Origin of the sequence: Sphingomonas pollutisoli (assembly GCF_029167165.1) — a bacterium.
GTDB classification, from domain to species: Bacteria; Pseudomonadota; Alphaproteobacteria; order Sphingomonadales; family Sphingomonadaceae; genus Sphingomonas; species Sphingomonas pollutisoli.
This window is the reverse complement of sequence record NZ_JARFNJ010000001.1, coordinates 345,497-364,135: the sequence shown is the minus strand read 5'-3', so window position 1 is coordinate 364,135 and position 18,639 is coordinate 345,497. Positions and strand designations below refer to the sequence as shown.

Below are 18,639 nucleotides of genomic sequence, written 5' to 3'. Positions count from 1 at the left end.
AATGACGCTCGATCACCTGCTCGGCGAGGGCGTGCCCCCGGTCGCCGCGATTTTGCGCGGGCTGCGCCCTGATGAGGCGCTCGACGTCGCTGCGGCGCTGATCGACAACGGTGTCCGCATCCTGGAAGTCCCGTTCAACTCGCCAGAGCCGCTCAAGAGCATCGCGGCGATCACCGCGGCGTTCGGCGACCGTGCGCTGATCGGCGGCGGCACGGTGCTGAGTGTCGAGGCGGTCGAGACCTTGGTCGAAGCCGGCGGTCGGCTGATGGTGACGCCCAACACCAACCCGGCGGTAATTTCGCGCGCGGTGGCGCTCGGGCTGGAGGTGCTGCCGGGTTTCATGACGCCGAGCGAGGCCTTCCAGGCGATCGCCGCCGGCGCGCGCCGGCTCAAGCTGTTCCCCGGCGCGAGCCTCGGCCCGGCCTATCTCAAGGCGGTGCGCGAGGTGCTGCCGCGCGACGTGGCGGTGTGGGCGGTCGGTGGCACCAATGCCGAGACGTTCAAGGATTGGCTCGCGGGCGGCGCGGAAGGCATCGGCGTGGGCGGCGCGCTGTTCAAGCCCGGCGACAGCGCCGCGCTGGTCGGCGAACGCGCGGCGGCGCTGACGGCGGCTTGGAAGGCGGCGGTCGCGAAGTAGTCGCGCGGCGGCGTCGTACCGGGGATGCATCATATCCGGTTCGGATCAATCGCCCGTTGGCAAAATTAGCGCGAAATTGTATAAGCGCGATATGGCACAGATGAACATCTCGCTCCCCGACAAGCTCAAGAGCTGGGCGGAGCGGCGTGTCGCCGACGGCGATTACAGCAGCACCAGCGACTATGTGCGCGATCTGGTGCGGCGCGACCAGGCGGCGACCGAGCAGCTTGAGCGGCTGCGGGCGGCGATCGATGTCGGTCGCGCGTCGCCGGAAAGCGATGCGACGATCGAAAGCATCATCGCCGAGGCGCGAGAGCAGCGCGTCGAGGCGTGATCGCGCTTACACTGGCGGACGCTGCGAAGGCCGATCTGGTTGCGATACTCGCCTACGGCACCGAGGCGTTCGGCATAGAGCGCGCCGAATCGTACTTACGTCGCTTCGATATGACCTTTGCCCGCATTCGGGAATATCCGTTAGCCAGTCGCCGCCATGACCCCATCCGTCCCCCGATTCATAGCGTGCCGTGTGGTAGCCATCGGGTCTATTACGACGTGCTACCGGATCGGGTTGTCGTGCAGCGTGTGCTGCACAAGGCGATGGACATAGAGCGCTGGTTGGACACTTAGGCGACATTTATCCCGAAGGTCCAACCGAGCGCGGAACGATTCTAGCTCTTCGGTTCAATCATGCTCCCGCCCACCCGAGCCCATGTAGAGCTCGCTGCCGGTTTCCTTGAACACCTTGCTCATCTCGGCCATGCCCGCTTCGGCGTCCTCGGCCGCGACGAAGCTCTCGACGGGCGCGTTCTGCTTGGCGGCGAAGTCCCGAACCTCTTGCGTGATCTTCATCGAGCAGAATTTGGGGCCGCACATCGAGCAGAAATGCGCGCTCTTGGCGCCTTCCGCCGGGAGCGTCTGGTCGTGGAACTGCTCGGCGGTATCGGGATCGAGCGAGAGGTTGAATTGGTCGCGCCAGCGGAAATCGAAGCGGGCGCGGCTGAGGGCGTCGTCGCGCAGCTTCGCGGCGGGGTGGCCCTTGGCGAGATCGGCGGCGTGGGCGGCGAGCTTGTACGTCACCACGCCGACCTTGACGTCGTCGCGATCCGGGAGCCCGAGATGCTCCTTAGGGGTGACGTAGCAGAGCATCGCGGTGCCGAACCAGCCGATCATCGCCGCGCCGATGCCGCTGGTGATGTGATCGTAGCCCGGCGCAATATCGGTGACGAGCGGCCCGAGCGTGTAGAACGGCGCCTCGCCGCAGGCGGCGAGCTGCTTGTCCATATTCTCCTTGATCTTGTGCATCGGCACGTGGCCGGGGCCCTCGATCATCACCTGCACGTCCTGTTCCCAGGCGCGCTTGGTGAGTTCGCCGAGCGTGTAGAGTTCGGCGAACTGCGCCTCGTCATTGGCATCGGCGTTCGAGCCGGGGCGCAGGCCGTCGCCGAGCGAATAGGCGATGTCATACGCCTTCATGATCTCGGTGATCTCGTCGAAGCGCTCGTAGAGGAAGCTCTCCTTGTGGTGCGCGAGGCACCATTTCGCCATGATCGAGCCGCCGCGCGAGACGATGCCGGTGACGCGCTTGGCGGTCATCGGGATATAGGGCAGGCGCACGCCGGCGTGGATCGTGAAGTAATCGACGCCCTGTTCGGCCTGCTCGATCAGCGTGTCGCGGAAGATCTCCCAGGTCAGATCCTCGGCGATGCCGCCGACCTTTTCGAGCGCCTGGTAGATCGGCACGGTGCCGATCGGCACCGGCGAATTGCGGAGGATCCATTCGCGCGTGTCGTGGATGTTGCGACCGGTCGAGAGGTCCATCACCGTGTCCGCACCCCAGCGGATCGACCAGACCATCTTGTCGACTTCGCTCGCCACGTTGGAGGCGACGGCGGAATTGCCGATGTTGGCGTTGATCTTGACGAGGAAGTTGCGCCCGATCGCCATCGGTTCGCTCTCGGGGTGGTTGATGTTTGACGGGATGATCGCGCGGCCGCGCGCGACCTCGTCGCGGACGAACTCCGGAGTCACGTAATCGGGGATCGATGCGCCCCAATCCTGCCCGTCGCGGACGAGCTTTTCCCTCGCCTGCGCGCGGCCGAGATTCTCGCGGATCGCGACATATTCCATCTCGGGGGTGATGATGCCGCGCCGCGCATAATGCATCTGGCTGACGTTCATCCCCGGCTTGGCGCGCAGCGGGCGCTTCACCACGTTGGGATATTGCGGCACCCCGGCGGAGCGATCGGGGCCGGACAGGCCGTTGTCCTCGGGGCGGATTTCGCGCGCGTCATAGCTCTCGACATCGCCGCGCGCCTCGATCCAGCTCCGGCGCAGTTCGGGCAAGCCGGTGTTGATGTCGATCAGCGCGTTGGGATCGGTATAGGGGCCTGACGTATCATAGACGCGCAGCGGCGGCTCGCCCGAGCCGGGTTCGAGATGAATCTCGCGCATCGCCACGCCCGCGCCGGGAATGTTGGGCGAAGGGACGTAAATCTTGCGCGATCCGCGGATCGGGCCGGTGGTCACGCCGATTTCGGTGCGGGTGGGAAGGTCGGCCATCTCGTCGTCTCCTCAAATGAGAGAAAACGGACTTTCCGATGGGGAAAAGGCCGCTCCCTCCCTACGCCGGTAAGCCCATCAAGGGGCCGGATCAGGTTCTACGGGTCGGACGGATTCGCACCGCCCCTCTCAGCCTCATGGCTCCCCGGGGAATGTGGTACGCGTAGCGGCTTTGCGGCGGGATGGGAAGTCCCGCCGCGCTAACGCAGGTTCAGGCGTTGCTCGCCGCGCTGGTCTTGATGTTGCCGTTGGCGCCAGCGGGGAAGAAGCCTCCCGAGGTCACCGCCGCGCTGTTCTGATAGGCGACGTTGAGCACCTGGCCGGCGGTGCGGGTGTAGACCCGGCCCTGCGCATCGGCGGGCACGATGTTGGCCGTGGTCGCGGTGCCGGTGATGCCCTGGTCGATATCGACCGAGCCATCGAATGCGTCGCGCGCGTTGCTGAACTGGCCGGCGGCCGTGCCCTGGCCCAAAGTGTAGAGCGTCGTGCGGATCAGCGCCGCGTGATACGCCTGGGTGGTGAGCAGGCCGGCGGCGGCATCGAGCGTGAGCGTGCTCGTCAGCAGCGTCGCCACGCCCTTGTAGGCCGTGACGGCGACATCCTTGAAGATGAAGGCGGCGAGCAGGAAGTTGAGATCGCTCGCATAGGGATCGAACGCCACGCCGCTCGCGACATAGCCGGCGGCGCGCGCGAAGGTGCTGAACGCGCCGCTCGCGCCGCCGTCGATGTTGAGCGACGGCATCGCCACCGCCGAGGAACCCAGCGCCGAGCGCAGGAAGGCGAGATGGGCGAGATCGTCGGCGGCGATCTCGCGCGCGTATTGCGCGATCAGCGGGTCGGCGAAGCTCACCGCGCGGCCGCCGGTCACGGTGCCTTGCTGTCCCGTGCCGGTGAGCAGCGCCGCGCCGCCGCCGGGATAGGCGCCCTTCTTGGGCTTGCCGTCGGTTTGCCCGGCCGGAGTGTTGGAGTCCGGCACGGCGGCGACGCCCGCGCCGGTGGTCGCGAAAGTGAAGAACTGCGCCTGGAGATAGGCGAAGTTGAGCGCGAGATTGAGCGCGTCGGCGTTGATGATCGCGCTGGTGTCGGTCGAGGTCGGGGTCGGCGTGGGCGTCGACGTGTCGGTCGAGCCGTCACCGCTGCCGCCGCACGCGCTGAGCAGCGCGAGGCCGCCGGCGGCGGCGGTCATCCGGCCAGTGGTGCGCAGGAAGTGGCGGCGCGCCAGGCGGCGACGGTCTTCGGCGGTGCTCGGCGAAGTCGAAAGAAGGTCGGTCGCGGTATCGGTCACGGGGGAGTCTCCGGGCGGAATTCGTAAGCGTGCGGCGAGGATCAGTTCGCGCCGCTGGCGACGGTCGTGCCGTTGACGCCAGCGGGGAAGAAGCCCCCGGACGAGGACGACAGGCTGTTGAGATAGACGATGTTGAGCACCGACGTCGCCGCGCGGCCGAAGGCGATGCCATCGGCGCCGGCCGGGGTGATGTTCGACACGGGGTTGCCGTTCGCGTCGGTGGTCGGCGAGATGCCCTGATCGTCGTCCGAGGAGCCATCGAGCGCGTCGCGCACGTTCGAGATCGCATCGGCGTTGGCGCGCAGCGTCGAGCCGCTCGCGGCGCCCTTCGCATAGAGCAGCGTGCGGATCGTGCCCGCGCGATATGCCGCCGCGCCGAGCAGGCCGACGACCGATTCGCGGTTGGTGGCGTTGGTCGCGCTGGTGACGAGGCCGCGATAGGCGGCGGCGACGAGGTCTTCGAGGAAGAAGGCGGCGAGCAGGAAATTGCTGTCGTTCGCGTAAACGTCGAAGCCGGTGCCCGAGGCGACGAGGCCGGCGGCGCGCATCGCGGTGCTGAACGCGCTGGTGGCGGTGACGTCGAGGTCGATCTTGGGCTGGGCGATCACGTCGGCGCCGGCGGTGGTGCGCAGGAAGGCGACGCGCGCGGCGGCTTCGCTCGCGAACTCGCTGGCGATCTGCGCGACGACCGGATCGGTGAAGGTCACCTGGCGGCCGCCGGTGACGGCGCCGGCGGTGCCCGCGCCGGTCAATTGCGCGGCGGGAAGGCCGGTGCCGGTGGCGGCGAGGCCGTAGAATTGCCCGAGCAGATATTCGAGGTTGAGCGCGAAATTGACCAGCGACGAATCGGCGACGGTATCGGCGCGCGCGATCGAGGTGATCGTGAGGGCGGCGGCGCCGGTGGCGGTGATCGCGGCGGCGCCGATCGCGGTACGGAAAAATTCACGGCGCTCGTTACGCGCATCGAGGGTTTCCTCGGGCAGGGCAGTCATCATCGTCCTTCCGGCATGTCACCTTGAGCCAGGGTGCGCGCCCCGCCCGGAACCGGATACGCCACGGCCGCTCGCGCCCATGGCGGGCGGGAACGGCCGGAGTCGCGGAGGCACGCACACATGCGCCCCCGTAGAGACGGTTTAGAAGGTGTACGCAACCCCGAGCGCGCCGATCCACTGGTTCGGCTTGCCCTGCAGCCGCACGATCGGGCTGTACGAATAATCGCCGAGCAGCCGCGAATAGGCGCCGCCCGCGATCAGCTTAAAGCCGTGCAGCAGGTCGCCGGTCAGCGCGTAGGTGACATAGCCGCCGAGCTGATAGTTCTTCCAGCCGGACTTGGCGTTGTACACCGGCAGCCCGCTCGCCAGGCTCTGCTGCGGCGTGATGCTGTAATAGGTGTGCGCATAGCCGGTGCCGACGCGGGTGGCCGAGGCGGTGAGGCCGACCGCCGCCTTGCGGCTGAGCGGGGTCAGATAGTTGATCGCCGGCTGCCAGATCTCGCTGTCGTGCGCGTTGTTGACATCGTGGCGATAGCTGACCGAGACCGAGAGCTTGTCGTACGGGCTGGTGATGATGCCGGTCTTGCCGATGCCGACATAGCCGCCGATCTCGATCGCGGTGTCGATCTTGCCGAGCCGGCGGACCGAGCGATCGTCGATGTCCTTCAATTTGGTGCGATCGAAGTTGAGCACCGCGATCGGCCCGAGCTGGAAGTCGATCTTGTCGCCCGGGCGGTTCGGGATGAGATCGAGGCTGGCGCGGTTGCCGATCACGGTGAAGGCGAAGCCCTTGAGCTGGCCGATCACGACCGGCGCCGGCACGAAGCGATAGGAGTCCGAGCCTTCGTAATCCGGCACATAGGCGGCGGCGACGCCGACCGTCACATTGTCGCCGCCGAACTTGGAGGCGAGATCGGCATTGTCCTGCGCGGCCGGCGCGGCGCTCTGCGCGACAGCGGGCGCGGCGCACAGCGCCGCTGCGATCGGAAGAACGGCGGCTAGGCCACTGCGGATGAGATTCGGCACTGAGGACTCCCTGTCATGTTGGGGGCGGGCATATTACGGCGGCGTAACGCCGTGCTTGTTGGAATCGCTCCTCAACTTTCGACGAGGGCGCATTTTGCTGCACGTGCGTTGCCAAAGTACAACGATCGGGATCGTTGCGCATCCGTAAAGATCGCCCGCGATCAGGCGCGCCGCATCCGATTGCGCAGCACCATCGGCGCGAAGCGCGCGGCGAGCGCCATGATATGCGCGGTACGGCCGACATAGGTGTGGACGCGCGCGCCGTGAACCGCGTCCCACGCCGCGCGTGCGACGGTTTCGACGGGCGTGCGTTCCAGGCCGGCGGCGCGCACCGTCTCGCGGATGGTCCGCTCGCCGCCATCGACCCTGCCGTCGAGCAGCGGGGTCTCGACGAAGGCGGGAACGATCGCCCGCACGCGGATGCCGTCGCGCGCCCATTCGCCATCGAGCGCCTCGGTCAGCCCGCGTACCGCGAATTTGGTCGCCGAATAGGTGGCGAGGCCGGCGCTGCCGTAGATCGCCGATGCCGATGCGGTGTTGAGCAGGCAGGCGCCGGGCGTGCGCGCGAGATAGGCGTGGCCGATCTTCGCGCCGTTGAGCACGCCGACGAAGTTGATCGCGACGGTGCGGTCGATCGCGTCGAAGCCGGTGGCGGTGAGCGGGCCGCCGGTGGCGATGCCGGCGTTGTTGAACAGCACGTCGAGCCTGCCCGCGGCGGGCGCGGTGAAGGCGTCGAGCGCGGCGACCCAGCCGGCGCGGTCACGTACGTCCATGACATGGGTTTCCGCCATGCCGGGCGGCAGCAGCGAGCGGGTCGCGGTGAGGCCGTCGGCGTCGATATCCGCCAGCCCGACCCTCCAGCCGTGCCGCGCGAACAGGATCGCGGTCGCGCGCCCGATGCCCGATGCGCCGCCGGTGATGAAGATGGATTTGGTCATGTATCGCCCATATCGCCGTCGCGACTTTCCTGAAATCTCGTCTCCCGCTTTCGCGGGGGGACTTGGGGTTTGACGTTGTCGGACGGCTCGCTCACACACTGCGCGATGCCAGCGTCCCGCGTTCCCGGCCCATCGGTGGCGTTCGATCATGTGTCGAAGCGCTATGCCGGCGGCGTGATCGCGATCGACGCGATTTCGGTCGCGATCGCCGGGGGCAGCTTCATCGCCCTGGTCGGAGCGTCGGGATCGGGCAAATCGACCCTGCTCAAGATGGTCAACCGGCTGATCGAGCCGAGCGCGGGCGCGATCCGCATCGGCGATGCCGATGTGACAGCGGGTGACGCGCATCTGTTGCGGCGGCGGATCGGCTATGTGTTCCAGAACGTCGGCCTGTTCCCGCACCTGAACGTGGCCGAGAATATTGCGATCGGGCTGCGGCTGACCGGCCGCGAGGACCGCGCCGGGCGGGTCGCGGAGCTGCTCGACCTGGTCGACCTGCCGCGCGCCTTCGCCGATCGGATGCCCGATGCGCTCTCGGGTGGGCAGCGCCAGCGCGTCGGGGTGGCGCGGGCGCTCGCGCTCGAACCGGGGCTGATGCTGATGGACGAGCCGTTCGGCGCGCTCGATCCCGTCACGCGCGATCAGCTTGGGTCCGCGATCCGCGCGTTGCACGATCGGCTCGGCCTCACCACGATCATGGTGACGCACGACATGGCCGAGGCGCTGATCCTCGCCGATCGCGTGCTGGTGATGGCGGGCGGGCGGATCGTCGCGGACGCGCCTCCGGCTGCGCTGCTCGCCGGCGCGGGCGGGGCGGAGGCCGACGCGCTCGTCGCGGTGCCGCGCGAGCAGGCGCGGCGGCTGCGCGAGATCGGGGGTGCGGCGTGAGCGCTTTCTCCCAACCGTTGCAGATACGGCCATTCGCCACCCGTTCGTGTCGAGCGAAGTCGAGACACCTGCGCTCCGGGCATGTCCCTCGACTTCGCTCGGGACGAACGGAAATTTTGGCATGACCGCCTTCCTCGACGCGATGGGGCGCGTGCCGCCGCTCCTCGCGCAGCATCTGGTGCTGGCGATGTCGGCGCTGCTGCTGGGGATCGTCATCAGCCTGCCGCTCGCGATCGTCTCGGCGCGGCGGCCGGGGGTGGCGCGGTTCGCGCTCGGCCTCGCGAGCCTGATCCAGACGATCCCGACGCTGGCGCTGCTCGCCTTGTTCTATCCGCTGCTGCTGTCGCTGTCCGCGCTGGTCGGCGGCGGGATTCCGGCGCTCGGCTTCCTGCCATCGCTGCTCGCGCTGACGCTGTACGGGCTGCTGCCGATCCTGCGAAACGCGGTGACCGGGCTTACCGGCCTCGATCCGGCGGTGATCGAGGCTGCGGACGGGGTGGGGATGACTGCGTGGCAGAAGCTGCGGCTGGTCGAGGCGCCGCTGGTCGCGCCGGTGGTGATGGCGGGCATCCGCACCGCGGCCGTCTGGACGATCGGCGCGGCGACGCTCTCCACCACGGTCGGGCAGGCGAGCCTCGGCGACATGATCTTCGCGGGTCTCCAGACGCAGAACTGGGCGCTGGTGCTCGCCGGGTGTTTCAGCGCGGCGGCGCTGGCGCTGGCGGTCGACGCGCTGCTCGGCGTGGTCGAGCACGGCATCGCCGCGCGGCGTCGTGGGCGGGTGTGGGGCGCGCTCGCGGCGCTGGCGATCGGGGCGGCGATCGCGCTCGCGCCGATGTGGCCGGGCGGGGAGGCCCGCGTCGTGGTCGGCGCCAAGGGGTTTTCCGAGCAATATATCCTCGCGCGCGTGATCGGGCATCGGCTGGAGGCGGCGGGTTACCGCGTGGCGTATCGCGAGGGGCTGGGATCGGGCATCGCGCTGGGCGCGGTGTCGAGCGGCGATATCGACGTATATGTCGATTATACCGGCACGATCTGGGCCGACACGATGAAGCGCACCGATGTGCCGCCGCGCGGCGCGATCTTCGCGGGCGTGCGGGACTGGGCGGCGCGGACGCGCGGGGTGACCTTGCTCGGCGGCCTGGGGTTCGAGAACGCTTATGCGTTTGCGATGCGCGGCGACGATGCCGCGCGGCGCGGGGTGAAGACGATTGCCGATCTCGTGCCGATCGCGCCCAAGCTGCGGCTCGCGACCGACATCGAGTTCCTCGACCGGCCCGAATGGGCGGCGGTGAAGCGTGCTTATGGCCTGGCGTTCGGATCGGCGCGCCCGTACCAGCCGACCTTCATGTACCGCGCGCTGGAAAGCGGCGCCGCTGACGTGATCCCGGCGTTTTCCTCCGACGGCCGGATCGCGGCGGACAGGCTGACCGTGCTCGGCGACCCCAAGGGCGCGATACCGGGATATGACGCGATCCTGCTGCTCTCGCCCGGACATGCGCGGGACGCGCGGTTTCGGGCGGTGCTGAAGCCGCTGATCGGGCGGATTCCGGTCGAGGCGATGCGCGAGGCGAATTATCTGGTCGACCGCGACACCGACAAGAAATCGCCCGATCAGGCGGCGCGGTGGCTGGAGAAGCGCGTCGGGCTATAGCTGTGCCCTCGCGAGAGCGGGGAACCGGCTATTCCGTCGCCCCGGCGCAGGCCGGGGCCGTCGCATGATTTGGCGAGCCCACCGCGCGAAACGCGTCGGCCCCGGCCTGCGCCGGGGCGACGGTTCAGGCGCGCACCGCCGTCATGAAATAGTCGAGGCTCAGATCGTCCGAGAGGACGAAACCCTTGGCGGGGGAGAAGCCCAGGCCGCGCGTGTCGATCACGCGCATGCCGGCGTCGGCGAGCAGCGCTTCGAGCGTGTCGGGCTTCAGGAACTTGTCCCAGTCGTGCGTGCCCTTGGGTATCCGCCCCGAGCCTTCGCCGAGCGTGATGAGCGCGAGGCGCGAGGCGAGCGTGCGGTTGGGGGTGGAGAGGACCATCAGCCCGCCCTCGGCCAGCGCGCCCGCGAGCCCGGCGATGAACGCGGCGGGATCGGTGACGTGTTCGATCACCTCCATGCTGGTGACGAGATCGAACCGCTCTCCGGCAAGGTCTTCGACGCTGCCGGCGCGATAATCGATGACGAGCCCCGACGCCGCGGCATGCGTGCGGGCGACGCCGATATTCTCCGGCGCCGCGTCGAGCCCCGTCACCGCCGCGCCGAGCCGGGCGAGCGGTTCGCACAGCAGCCCGGCGCCGCAGCCGACATCGAGCGCGCGCTTGCCCGCGAGCGGGGTGAAGGTGGCGGGATCGATGTCCCAGTGCGCGTCGATCCGCTCGCGCAGGTAGCGCAGCCGCGGCGGGTTGAGGCGGTGCAGCATCGCGGAGCTGCCCTTCGGATCCCACCAGTCGGCGGCGAGCGTGCCGAAATGCGCCGCTTCCTGCGGATCGATCGTGATTGTCATGCCGCTACCCTAAAGCCGTTCGTGCCGAGCGAAGTCGAGGCACCTGCGCTCCCCCATGTGTCTCGACTGCGCTCGACACGAACGGGCGGTAGGTGACACGGCTGCGCGAACGGCTTGCCATCGTCAAGCGCGGTTCCTATCAGGGCGCCCCTTCCAACCCAAGGATTTTGCGACACCCCAATGGCGCGCATCGTGATGAAATTCGGCGGCACCTCGATGGCCGGCATGGAACGCATCCGGAGCGTCGCGGCACGGGTGAAACGCGAGGTCGAGGCGGGCAATCAGGTCGCGGTGGTGGTGTCGGCGATGGCGGGCGAGACCGACCGGCTGGTCGGTTTCTGCCGCGAAGCCTCCTCGCTGTACGATCCCAAGGAATATGACGTCGTCGTCTCGTCGGGCGAGCAGGTGACCAGCGGGCTGCTCGCGATCGCGCTGCAGGCGGCGGGCGTACCGGCGCGGAGCTGGCTCGGCTGGCAATTGCCGATCCACACGTCCGACGCGCACGCCTCGGCACGGATCGGCACGATCGACACCGAAGCGCTCGACGCGAGCCTCGCGCGCGGCGAGGTGGCGGTGATCCCCGGCTTCCAGGGCGTGACCGACGACCAGCGCATCACCACGCTCGGGCGCGGCGGATCGGACACCTCGGCGGTCGCGGTGGCGGCGGCGATGAAGGCGGATCGCTGCGATATCTACACCGATGTGGACGGGGTCTATACGACCGATCCGCGCATCGTGCCGCGCGCGCGGAAGCTCAAGCGCGTGACCTATGAGGAAATGCTCGAACTCGCGAGCGTCGGCGCCAAGGTGTTGCAGACGCGCTCGGTGGGTTTGGCGATGAAGGAACAGGTCCGTGTGCAGGTGCTGTCGTCGTTCACCGGCGCGGACGCACCGATGGCCGATACACTGCCCGGCACGATGATCGTCGGGGAAGAGGAGATAGACGACGTGGAACGCCAGCTCATCACCGGCATCGCGCATGACAAGAACGAAGCCAAGATCACGCTGACGGCGGTGCCCGACACGCCCGGCGCGGTCGCCGCGATCTTCGAGCCGCTCGCGAGCGCGAACATCAACGTCGACATGATTATCCAGAACATCGCGCATAATGCCGGTTCCACCGACGTGACCTTCACGGTGCCGCAGGCCGATCTTGCGCGCTCGATCGAGGCGCTCAACCAGGCGCGCGCCAAGATCGGTTTCGCCGAGCTGGTGCATGACACGCGCGTCGCCAAGATCTCGGTGGTCGGCGTGGGGATGCGCAGCCATGCCGGCGTGGCGAGCACGATGTTCACCACGCTGGGCGCGCGCGGGATCAACATTCAGGCGATCTCGACGAGCGAGATCAAGGTCAGCGTGCTGATCCACGAGGACGAGACCGAACTGGCGGTGCGCGTGCTGCACACCGCCTACGGGCTCGACGCGGAGGATGTCGCGGCCTGATCGCGACCGCTTCCGTTCGTGCTGAGCCTGTCGAAGCGCGTGCCTTCAGTGCTTGCCGCTTGGGGCACGCCCTTCGACTTCGCTCAGGGCGAACGGGGGCGCCGGGCGTTTCTCGTCTGGTCTTCATGAGACATGAGTCAGGGGCCGGCTGACCATGTAGCCGTCGGCAGCCCCTACCAGACCTCGATCGTCGGCTCGAAGCTGCCCTTCTTCTTGCTGTGGGTGGCGTGCATCACGATCCGGCTCGGCACGAAGCTGTCGCCTTTATAGTCGGGCGTGACGTCGAGCTTGTCGATCAGGCCCTCCTTCGCGAAGCGCTGCAGCGTGCCGAGGATCAGCTCCCGCGCTGCCGCCGCTTCGGGGGTGATGTAGACGGCGTTCTCGGGGACGTCCTCGCCGCCGAATTCGGCCGGGAAGAGCAGGATGCGGACGAGCTTGCCCTGGCGGGCGAGCGCCTCGGCGGCGGCGCGGCTGGTGACGGCGCTGAAATCGGGTTTCATGGCGGCTCTCTTGGCTGGCGGAGGCGCGGGGGCGGCGAGTGGCGCGACGGTCATCAGGGCCAGCGCAAGGATCATGTGTCGTCTCCGATCAGATGCGCGGCGATGCGACGGCGGTGCGGGGCGCGGCGGTGCTCGAACACATAGATGCCCTGCCATGTCCCGAGCGCCATCCGCCCCGCCATCACCGGGATCGACAGGCTGGTCGCGGTGAGCGCGGCGCGCAGGTGCGCGGGCATGTCGTCGGGGCCTTCGTCGTCATGCTCGTAGGCGGCACTCTCCGGCGCGATCCGTGCGAAATAGCGTTCGATGTCGCGCGCGGCGGCGGGGGCGGCGTTTTCCTGGATCAGCAGCGACGCGGAGGTATGGCGCAGCAGCAGCGTCAGCAGCCCGGTTTCGATGCCCGTGCCCGCGACCCAGCGGGCGACGGCGGCGGTGCACTCATGCAAGCCCTGGCCGGGCGTGGAAACGACGAGTTCGGCAGCGGACTGGCGGAGCATGGCGCGAGGATAGAGGACATTGGCGCGGGCCCCAACCCGATACCGAAGCACGGCTTTCTTTTCACACTCGAAATCCTCTAAGGGCCGCTGCGATGACCAGCATGACCAGCGGCGCGGCGCGCCTTACCAGCCTCATGGCGCGCGGCGCCGAATTCCTCGGCAGCGAGGTCGCGATCCTGTGCGGCGCGATGTCGTGGGTGTCGGAGCGCAACCTCGTCGCGGCGATGTCCAACGCCGGCGGCTTCGGGCTGATCGCGTGCGGCGCGATGACGCCCGAACTGCTCGACGCCGAGATCGCCGGCACCAAGGCGCTCACGGACAAGCCGTTCGGCGTCAACCTCATCACCATGCACCCGCAACTGATGGACCTGATCGAAGTCTGCACGCGCCACAACGTCACGCATGTCGTGCTCGCGGGCGGGCTGCCGCCGGCGGGGAGCCTGGAGGCGATCAAGGCAGGCGGTGCCAAGCTGATCTGCTTCGCGCCCGCGCTGAGCCTCGCCAAGAAGCTGATCCGCAGCGGCGTCGATGCGCTCGTCGTCGAGGGAATGGAAGCGGGCGGGCATATCGGCCCGGTCTCGACCAGCGTGCTCGCGCAGGAAATCCTGCCCGAGGTCGCCGACAAGGTGCCGGTGTTCGTGGCGGGCGGGATCGGCCGCGGCGAGGCGATCGCGGCGTATCTGGAGATGGGCGCGGCGGGCGTGCAGCTCGGCACGCGCTTCGTCTGCGCGACTGAATCGATCGCGCATCCCAATTTCAAAAAGGCGTTCCTACGCGCCTCGGCACGGGACGCGGTGGCGAGCGTGCAGATCGACCCGCGGCTGCCGGTGATCCCGGTGCGTGCCTTGAAGAACGCCGGCGGCGAGCTGTTCACGGCGAAACAGCGCGAGGTCGCCGGGCTGCTCGACGAGGGCAAGGTGGCGATGGCCGAGGCGCAGTTGCAGATCGAACATTATTGGGCGGGCGCTTTGCGCCGCGCGGTGATCGACGGCGATGTCGAGCATGGCAGCGTGATGGCGGGCCAGTCGGTCGGGATGGTGACCAAGGAAGAACCGGTCGCCGAGATCATCGCCGCGTTGGTGAGCGAGGCGGAAACGGCGCTGGCGAAGCGGGGGTGACCTCGTTGCCCGGCGCCGGTCGGGGCCGCCAGGTGACCGGGCAAGCCGTTCGCACCACACGCAGCGGCCGCGGCCTGCGCCGCCGCGACGGGCTGTTGCTCTAGAAACCCCGACATGACGGGTTTGCGAGACCGTTCCGCTTCGGTACAGCCGGGCCATGTCGCGCTGCGAAACAGACTTGCCGGCTGAAGGGCGCATCCTCGGGCACGAGCATCATCTGCCGGTGCGCGTGTATTTCGAGGACACCGATCTGTCGGGCATGGTCTATCACGCCAATTACCTGAAGTTCCTGGAGCGGGGCCGTTCGGACATGCTGCGCGTGCTCGGGATCGACCAGTACGGCGCGCATGCGGCGGGCGAGGGCACGTATGCGGTGACGGCGCTCGCGATTCGGTACCGTGCGCCGGCGCGGCTCGGCGACGCGCTGATCGTCGCGACCGGGCTCGAACGGCTGCGCCCGGCGTCGCTTTTCATTCAGCAACGAGTCATGCGCGGCACGGTTTTACTGGCCGAGGCGGACGTGACCGTCGCGTTCGTCGCGCCTTCGGGCCGGGCGCGGCGCCAACCGGCGGCGTGGATCGAGGCGTTCGGGCGATTCCTGCCCGCACGCGCAGCGGCAATAGATTCGAACCAGGGGGAAATGCCCGCGTGAACCTGTTCTTCAACACCGACGCGACCAGCCTGTCGCCGATCGCGCTCTTCCTGCAGGCCGACTGGATCGTGAAGATCGTGATGCTCGGGCTGCTGCTCGCGAGCATCTGGACGTGGGCGATCATCATCGGTTTCCTGATGCGGCTCGGCAAGATCCGCAAAGGCGTCCAGCGTTTCGAACGGGATTTCTGGAAGGCCGAGGATATCGACGCCTTCTACCGGATCGAGGGCGAAAACCCCTTGCCGACCGCGCGCGTGTTCGCGGCCGGCGTCAAGGAATGGCGCCGATCGACGGTGGGCGGCACGATCGACCGCGACGGCACGCGCGAGCGGCTGGCGACGGCGATGGGCGCGGCGGTCGCGGGGGAGATCGACGAGCTTTCGGATGGCCTGAACGTGCTGGCGACGGTCGGCTCGGTCGCGCCGTTCGTCGGGCTGTTCGGCACCGTCTGGGGCATCATGCACAGCTTCACCGAGATCGCCGCCAAGCAGAATTCGTCGCTCGCCGCCGTCGGCCCCGGCATCGCCGAGGCGCTGTTCGCCACCGCGATCGGCCTGTTCGCGGCGATCCCCGCCGTGATCGCGTACAACCGTTTCAGCCACGGCATCAACCGGATCGAGGCGCGGCTCAACCGCTTCGCCGACGGTTTCCACGCGACGCTCAGCCGCCAGCTCGAAGCCGAGGGGAAGCGCTGAGCCGTGTCGATGAACCTTCCCTCGCAGCGCGGCCGCGGCCGGCGCGCGCCGATGGCGGAGATCAACGTCACGCCGCTGGTCGACGTGATGCTGGTGCTGCTCATCATCTTCATGGTGACGGCGCCGCTGATGACGGCGGGCGTGCCCGTCGATCTGCCCGACAGCCGCGCCAAGCCGCTCGACCAGGAGCAGCAGCCGGTCGAAATCTCGATCGAGCGCGATGGCACGCTGCACGTCGGCAAGGACGAGGTCAGTGAAGATATGTTGCCCGACGTGCTCTCGCAGATCGCGAAGAAGGGCGAGAACGGCAAGCCGCCGCAGATCTTCCTGCGCGCCGACAAGGGGCTCGATTATGGCAAGGTGATGCGCGTGATGGGCGAGCTCAACCGCGCCGGGCTGAACCGCGTCGCGCTGCTGACGGTCGGCAAGGACGACCAGTGATAACGCTGCCGCAGCCGGGAGGCGCGCGCTGATGCGGCGCGCGGAGAAGATCGGCCTCGGCGTCGCGCTCGCCGGGCACGTCCTGCTGTTCACATTGCTGTCGATCAGCTTCAGCCGGCCGATCGACCCCGCGCTGTACAAGCCCAAGCCGATCGAGGTCTCGCTCGCCGAGGACGTCGCGCTCGAGGCGCAGGCGCCCAAGGCGGTCGAGCCGCCCGCGCAATCCAAGGCGCCCGACCAGGGATCGCCCGAGGATGCCGCGCCGCCGGCGCCGCAGCCCGAGCCCGAGCCGGAACCGGAGAAGGCGCCGGCGCCGCCCAAGCCGCAGCCCAAGCCCGAGCCGCCCGCCAAGGCTCCCCCCAAGCCGGAGCCAGCGCCCGCGCCGAAGCCCAAGCCCGCGCCGGTCAAGGCCAAGCCCAAGCCCGAGAAGCCGCCGGTCAAGGCAGCCGAATCGAAGGCCGAGCCGAAGAAGGCGGCCGCCAAGCCGACGCCGTCCAAGGCCGAACCGAAGAAGGCCGCCGCCGCGCCGGCCAAGGCCGAGACTCCTCCGTCGAAGGCGAAGGCAACCAGCAGCGACGCCAAATCGACGCTCAAGCGCCCGCGCGGATCGCTGCTCGACGACGATTTCCGCAAGGGGCTGGTGCAGACGCCGTCGCCGTCGAAGTCGGTCGCGCCGATTGCCGCCAAGATCGACGCGAAGTCGCTCGCCAGCATCCAGCAGGCGATCCAGCGGCAGATCCAGCCCTGCGCGGACAAGCAGGTGATCCCGGGGCCGGGCGCGACCGATATCGTGACCGTGCTCAACCTGCGGCTCAACAAGGACGGCACGCTCTCGGCGACGCCGAAGATGGTGCGCCAGTCGGGCACCGACGACCAGAACGAGCGCTACGCGCAACGTGTCGTCGATCTGGGCGTTGCCGCGTTCAAGGGTTGTTCGCCGCTCAAACTGCCGCCGGAATATTATTCGACGCCAAGCGGCGGCTGGAACAACCTCAACTATATCTGGAAGCTCGGAGGCTCTCGCTGATGCGTGCTCTCTCAATCGATATGTTGCGCGGGGTGCTGGCGCTCGGCGTCGCCGTCGCGGTTCCGGCCGATGCGCAGATCGCGCCGGCCACACCTTCGGCGCCGCTCCAGCAACCCGGACAGCCGGCGGGCCAGCCGCCTGCGGGAGCCGCCGCCGGGCAGACGCCGCCGCCGCTCGAAGTGTCGGTGACGGGCGGAATCGCGGCACCGCTCGGCATCGCGATTCCGGTGATGCCGACCGCGCAGGCGGTCGATACGCCGGCCGGGCGCACCGATGTGCTCGGCCAGCAATTGTCGCAGATCGTCACCAACGACCTGAAGAGTTCGGGCCTGTTCAAGCCGGCGGGCGCCAATGCGCTGAAAGGCGTCAGCTACCCCGAGGTGACCGCGCCCGCGTTCGATTATTGGGGCGGGGCGGGCGTGTCGGCGCTGGTCCAGGGCTTCGTGCGCGCCAACGGCGACGGCACGCTGACGGTCGGCTGCTATCTCTACGACGTGTTCGCACGCACCGAACTGGCGCGGGCGGGCTTCGTCGTGTCGCCGGGCGAGTGGCGCCGCGCGGGCCATAAATGCGCCGACACGATCTACACCAAGCTGACAGGCGAGGGGCCGTATTTCGACAGCCGGGTCGTCTATGTCGCGGAGAGCGGGCCCAAGGGGCGGCGCATCAAGCGGCTGGCGATCATGGACCAGGACGGTGCGAACCACCGCTTCCTCACCAACGGCCAGTCGATCGTGCTGACGCCGCGCTTCACGCCCGACCAGCGCTCGATCGTGTACATGAGCTATATCGGCGACAAGCCGGCGATCTACGTCTATGACATCGCCCGCGCGACCCAGCGGCTGCTGGTGCCGGCGAGCAACCTCAGCTTCGCGCCGCGCATTTCGCCCGACGGCAAATGGGTGCTGTTCTCGAAGGCGGTGGCGGGCAGCACCAACATCTACCGCGTGCCGCTTAGCGGCGGGCAGCCGCAGCGGCTGACCGACACGCCCGGCATCGACACCGGCGGCAGCTATTCGCCCGATGGCAGCCGGATCGTGTTCGAGAGCGACCGTTCGGGATCGCAGCAGCTCTACGTGATGAACGCCGACGGATCGAACCCGCGCCGGATCAGCTTCGGCGGCGGCCGCTACGCGACGCCGGTGTGGAGCCCGCGCGGCAACCTGATCGCATTCACGCGGATGGCGGGCAATTTCCGCATCGGCGTGATGAGCCCGGCGGGCGGCGACGAGAAGCTGCTCACCGACGACTGGCAGGACGAAGGCCCGACCTGGTCGCCCAACGGGCGCGTGCTGATGTTCTTCCGGTCCGGGCGCGGCGGCGGCGGAACCGCCGATCTGTGGTCGGTCGATCTCACCGGTGTCAACGAACGCCGGCTGTCGACGCCGCTCGATGGATCCGATCCAGCCTGGGGACCGTTACGCCCCTGACTCGACATTGACT

Annotated in this window: 20 protein-coding genes and 1 riboswitch; of the genes, 12 read left to right on the top strand and 8 right to left on the bottom strand. The window is 68.5% G+C overall.

Annotation, left to right across the window (positions count from 1 at the left end):
- Position 1: 1 nt before the first annotated feature.
- The 3 genes from PX554_RS01670 (at position 2) to PX554_RS01660 (ending at position 1,264) form a co-directional block, all read left to right on the top strand.
- Positions 2 to 637, top strand: a complete 636-nt coding sequence (locus tag PX554_RS01670; protein WP_275498410.1) for a 2-dehydro-3-deoxy-6-phosphogalactonate aldolase — start codon at positions 2 to 4, stop codon at positions 635 to 637.
- 100 nt (positions 638 to 737) lie between these two features.
- Positions 738 to 971, top strand: a complete 234-nt coding sequence (locus PX554_RS01665) for a type II toxin-antitoxin system ParD family antitoxin (protein ID WP_338061556.1) — start codon at positions 738 to 740, stop codon at positions 969 to 971.
- Positions 968 to 1,264, top strand: coding sequence for a type II toxin-antitoxin system RelE/ParE family toxin (locus PX554_RS01660; protein ID WP_275498407.1), 297 nt, complete (start codon positions 968 to 970; stop codon positions 1,262 to 1,264). The genes PX554_RS01665 and PX554_RS01660 overlap by 4 nt, the downstream gene beginning before the upstream one ends.
- Before the next feature lie 54 nt (positions 1,265 to 1,318).
- Here the strand turns inward: PX554_RS01660 and thiC are convergent, their stop codons facing one another.
- The 5 genes from thiC to PX554_RS01635 form a co-directional block, all read right to left on the bottom strand.
- Positions 1,319 to 3,196, bottom strand: coding sequence for a phosphomethylpyrimidine synthase ThiC (thiC, locus tag PX554_RS01655; protein WP_275498405.1), 1,878 nt, complete (start codon positions 3,194 to 3,196; stop codon positions 1,319 to 1,321).
- Between the two features lie 41 nt (positions 3,197 to 3,237).
- A riboswitch (TPP riboswitch) is annotated at positions 3,238 to 3,354 on the bottom strand.
- Positions 3,355 to 3,407: 53 nt separating this feature from the next.
- Positions 3,408 to 4,481, bottom strand: a complete 1,074-nt coding sequence (locus tag PX554_RS01650; RefSeq protein WP_256326285.1) for a ferritin-like domain-containing protein — start codon at positions 4,479 to 4,481, stop codon at positions 3,408 to 3,410.
- A gap of 41 nt (positions 4,482 to 4,522) precedes the next feature.
- Positions 4,523 to 5,476: a ferritin-like domain-containing protein gene (locus PX554_RS01645; RefSeq protein WP_275498402.1), complete on the bottom strand. Its 954-nt coding sequence runs from the start codon at positions 5,474 to 5,476 to the stop codon at positions 4,523 to 4,525.
- Between the two features lie 138 nt (positions 5,477 to 5,614).
- Positions 5,615 to 6,499: a MipA/OmpV family protein gene (locus PX554_RS01640; protein WP_093225258.1), complete on the bottom strand. Its 885-nt coding sequence runs from the start codon at positions 6,497 to 6,499 to the stop codon at positions 5,615 to 5,617.
- Positions 6,500 to 6,660: 161 nt separating this feature from the next.
- Positions 6,661 to 7,437: an SDR family oxidoreductase gene (locus PX554_RS01635; RefSeq protein WP_275498399.1), complete on the bottom strand. Its 777-nt coding sequence runs from the start codon at positions 7,435 to 7,437 to the stop codon at positions 6,661 to 6,663.
- Between the two features lie 105 nt (positions 7,438 to 7,542).
- Here PX554_RS01635 and PX554_RS01630 point away from each other — a divergent pair, with 105 nt between their 5' ends.
- Together PX554_RS01630 and PX554_RS01625 are read left to right on the top strand one after the other, a co-directional pair.
- A complete protein-coding gene (locus PX554_RS01630) occupies positions 7,543 to 8,325 on the top strand; it encodes an ATP-binding cassette domain-containing protein (RefSeq protein WP_275498397.1) in 783 nt (260 codons plus the stop codon).
- 121 nt (positions 8,326 to 8,446) lie between these two features.
- Complete coding sequence (locus PX554_RS01625; protein ID WP_275498395.1) at positions 8,447 to 9,979, top strand: ABC transporter permease/substrate-binding protein; 1,533 nt, start codon at positions 8,447 to 8,449, stop codon at positions 9,977 to 9,979.
- 124 nt (positions 9,980 to 10,103) lie between these two features.
- On the opposite strand, the gene ubiG is transcribed toward PX554_RS01625, so the two are convergent.
- On the bottom strand, positions 10,104 to 10,823 hold the full coding sequence (gene ubiG, locus PX554_RS01620; protein ID WP_275498393.1) for a bifunctional 2-polyprenyl-6-hydroxyphenol methylase/3-demethylubiquinol 3-O-methyltransferase UbiG: 720 nt from the start codon (positions 10,821 to 10,823) through the stop codon (positions 10,104 to 10,106).
- 180 nt (positions 10,824 to 11,003) lie between these two features.
- Between ubiG and PX554_RS01615 the strand changes: the two genes are divergently transcribed.
- Positions 11,004 to 12,266: an aspartate kinase gene (locus tag PX554_RS01615; RefSeq protein ID WP_093225266.1), complete on the top strand. Its 1,263-nt coding sequence runs from the start codon at positions 11,004 to 11,006 to the stop codon at positions 12,264 to 12,266.
- Between the two features lie 173 nt (positions 12,267 to 12,439).
- Here the strand turns inward: PX554_RS01615 and PX554_RS01610 are convergent, their stop codons facing one another.
- Together PX554_RS01610 and PX554_RS01605 are read right to left on the bottom strand one after the other, a co-directional pair.
- Positions 12,440 to 12,841: a hypothetical protein gene (locus tag PX554_RS01610; protein WP_218123138.1), complete on the bottom strand. Its 402-nt coding sequence runs from the start codon at positions 12,839 to 12,841 to the stop codon at positions 12,440 to 12,442.
- Positions 12,838 to 13,263, bottom strand: a complete 426-nt coding sequence (locus PX554_RS01605) for a secondary thiamine-phosphate synthase enzyme YjbQ (protein ID WP_093225268.1) — start codon at positions 13,261 to 13,263, stop codon at positions 12,838 to 12,840. Before PX554_RS01605 ends, PX554_RS01610 begins: the two co-directional genes overlap by 4 nt.
- A gap of 101 nt (positions 13,264 to 13,364) precedes the next feature.
- Here PX554_RS01605 and PX554_RS01600 point away from each other — a divergent pair, with 101 nt between their 5' ends.
- The 6 genes from PX554_RS01600 (at position 13,365) to tolB (ending at position 18,626) form a co-directional block, all read left to right on the top strand.
- Entirely contained in the window at positions 13,365 to 14,381 is a 1,017-nt protein-coding gene (locus tag PX554_RS01600; RefSeq protein ID WP_093225490.1) for an NAD(P)H-dependent flavin oxidoreductase, read from the top strand.
- Between the two features lie 157 nt (positions 14,382 to 14,538).
- Entirely contained in the window at positions 14,539 to 15,033 is a 495-nt protein-coding gene (locus PX554_RS01595; RefSeq protein WP_093225269.1) for a YbgC/FadM family acyl-CoA thioesterase, read from the top strand.
- Complete coding sequence (gene tolQ, locus PX554_RS01590) at positions 15,030 to 15,728, top strand: protein TolQ (RefSeq protein ID WP_093225271.1); 699 nt, start codon at positions 15,030 to 15,032, stop codon at positions 15,726 to 15,728. Before PX554_RS01595 ends, tolQ begins: the two co-directional genes overlap by 4 nt.
- Positions 15,729 to 15,731: 3 nt before the next feature.
- On the top strand, positions 15,732 to 16,169 hold the full coding sequence (gene tolR / locus PX554_RS01585; protein WP_093225272.1) for a protein TolR: 438 nt from the start codon (positions 15,732 to 15,734) through the stop codon (positions 16,167 to 16,169).
- 31 nt (positions 16,170 to 16,200) lie between these two features.
- A complete protein-coding gene (locus PX554_RS01580) occupies positions 16,201 to 17,196 on the top strand; it encodes a cell envelope biogenesis protein TolA (protein ID WP_275498383.1) in 996 nt (331 codons plus the stop codon).
- A complete protein-coding gene (tolB, locus tag PX554_RS01575) occupies positions 17,196 to 18,626 on the top strand; it encodes a Tol-Pal system beta propeller repeat protein TolB (protein WP_275498381.1) in 1,431 nt (476 codons plus the stop codon). Before PX554_RS01580 ends, tolB begins: the two co-directional genes overlap by 1 nt.
- The last annotated feature ends 13 nt before the right edge of the window (positions 18,627 to 18,639 follow it).

Bases quoted from the DNA above. Each gene is read 5' to 3' on its own strand.
- PX554_RS01670 (WP_275498410.1), top strand. From the start codon at position 2: ATGACGCTCGATCACCTGCTCGGCGAGGGCGTGCCCCCGGTCGCCGCG.
- PX554_RS01665 (WP_338061556.1), top strand. From the start codon at position 738: ATGAACATCTCGCTCCCCGACAAGCTCAAGAGCTGGGCGGAGCGGCGT.
- thiC (WP_275498405.1), bottom strand. From the start codon at position 3,196: ATGGCCGACCTTCCCACCCGCACCGAAATCGGCGTGACCACCGGCCCG.
- PX554_RS01645 (WP_275498402.1), bottom strand. From the start codon at position 5,476: ATGATGACTGCCCTGCCCGAGGAAACCCTCGATGCGCGTAACGAGCGC.
- PX554_RS01635 (WP_275498399.1), bottom strand. From the start codon at position 7,437: ATGACCAAATCCATCTTCATCACCGGCGGCGCATCGGGCATCGGGCGC.
- PX554_RS01630 (WP_275498397.1), top strand. From the start codon at position 7,543: ATGCCAGCGTCCCGCGTTCCCGGCCCATCGGTGGCGTTCGATCATGTG.
- PX554_RS01625 (WP_275498395.1), top strand. From the start codon at position 8,447: ATGACCGCCTTCCTCGACGCGATGGGGCGCGTGCCGCCGCTCCTCGCG.
- ubiG (WP_275498393.1), bottom strand. From the start codon at position 10,823: ATGACAATCACGATCGATCCGCAGGAAGCGGCGCATTTCGGCACGCTC.
- PX554_RS01615 (WP_093225266.1), top strand. From the start codon at position 11,004: ATGGCGCGCATCGTGATGAAATTCGGCGGCACCTCGATGGCCGGCATG.
- PX554_RS01610 (WP_218123138.1), bottom strand. From the start codon at position 12,841: ATGATCCTTGCGCTGGCCCTGATGACCGTCGCGCCACTCGCCGCCCCC.
- PX554_RS01605 (WP_093225268.1), bottom strand. From the start codon at position 13,263: ATGCTCCGCCAGTCCGCTGCCGAACTCGTCGTTTCCACGCCCGGCCAG.
- PX554_RS01600 (WP_093225490.1), top strand. From the start codon at position 13,365: ATGACCAGCGGCGCGGCGCGCCTTACCAGCCTCATGGCGCGCGGCGCC.
- PX554_RS01595 (WP_093225269.1), top strand. From the start codon at position 14,539: ATGTCGCGCTGCGAAACAGACTTGCCGGCTGAAGGGCGCATCCTCGGG.
- PX554_RS01580 (WP_275498383.1), top strand. From the start codon at position 16,201: ATGCGGCGCGCGGAGAAGATCGGCCTCGGCGTCGCGCTCGCCGGGCAC.
- tolB (WP_275498381.1), top strand. From the start codon at position 17,196: ATGCGTGCTCTCTCAATCGATATGTTGCGCGGGGTGCTGGCGCTCGGC.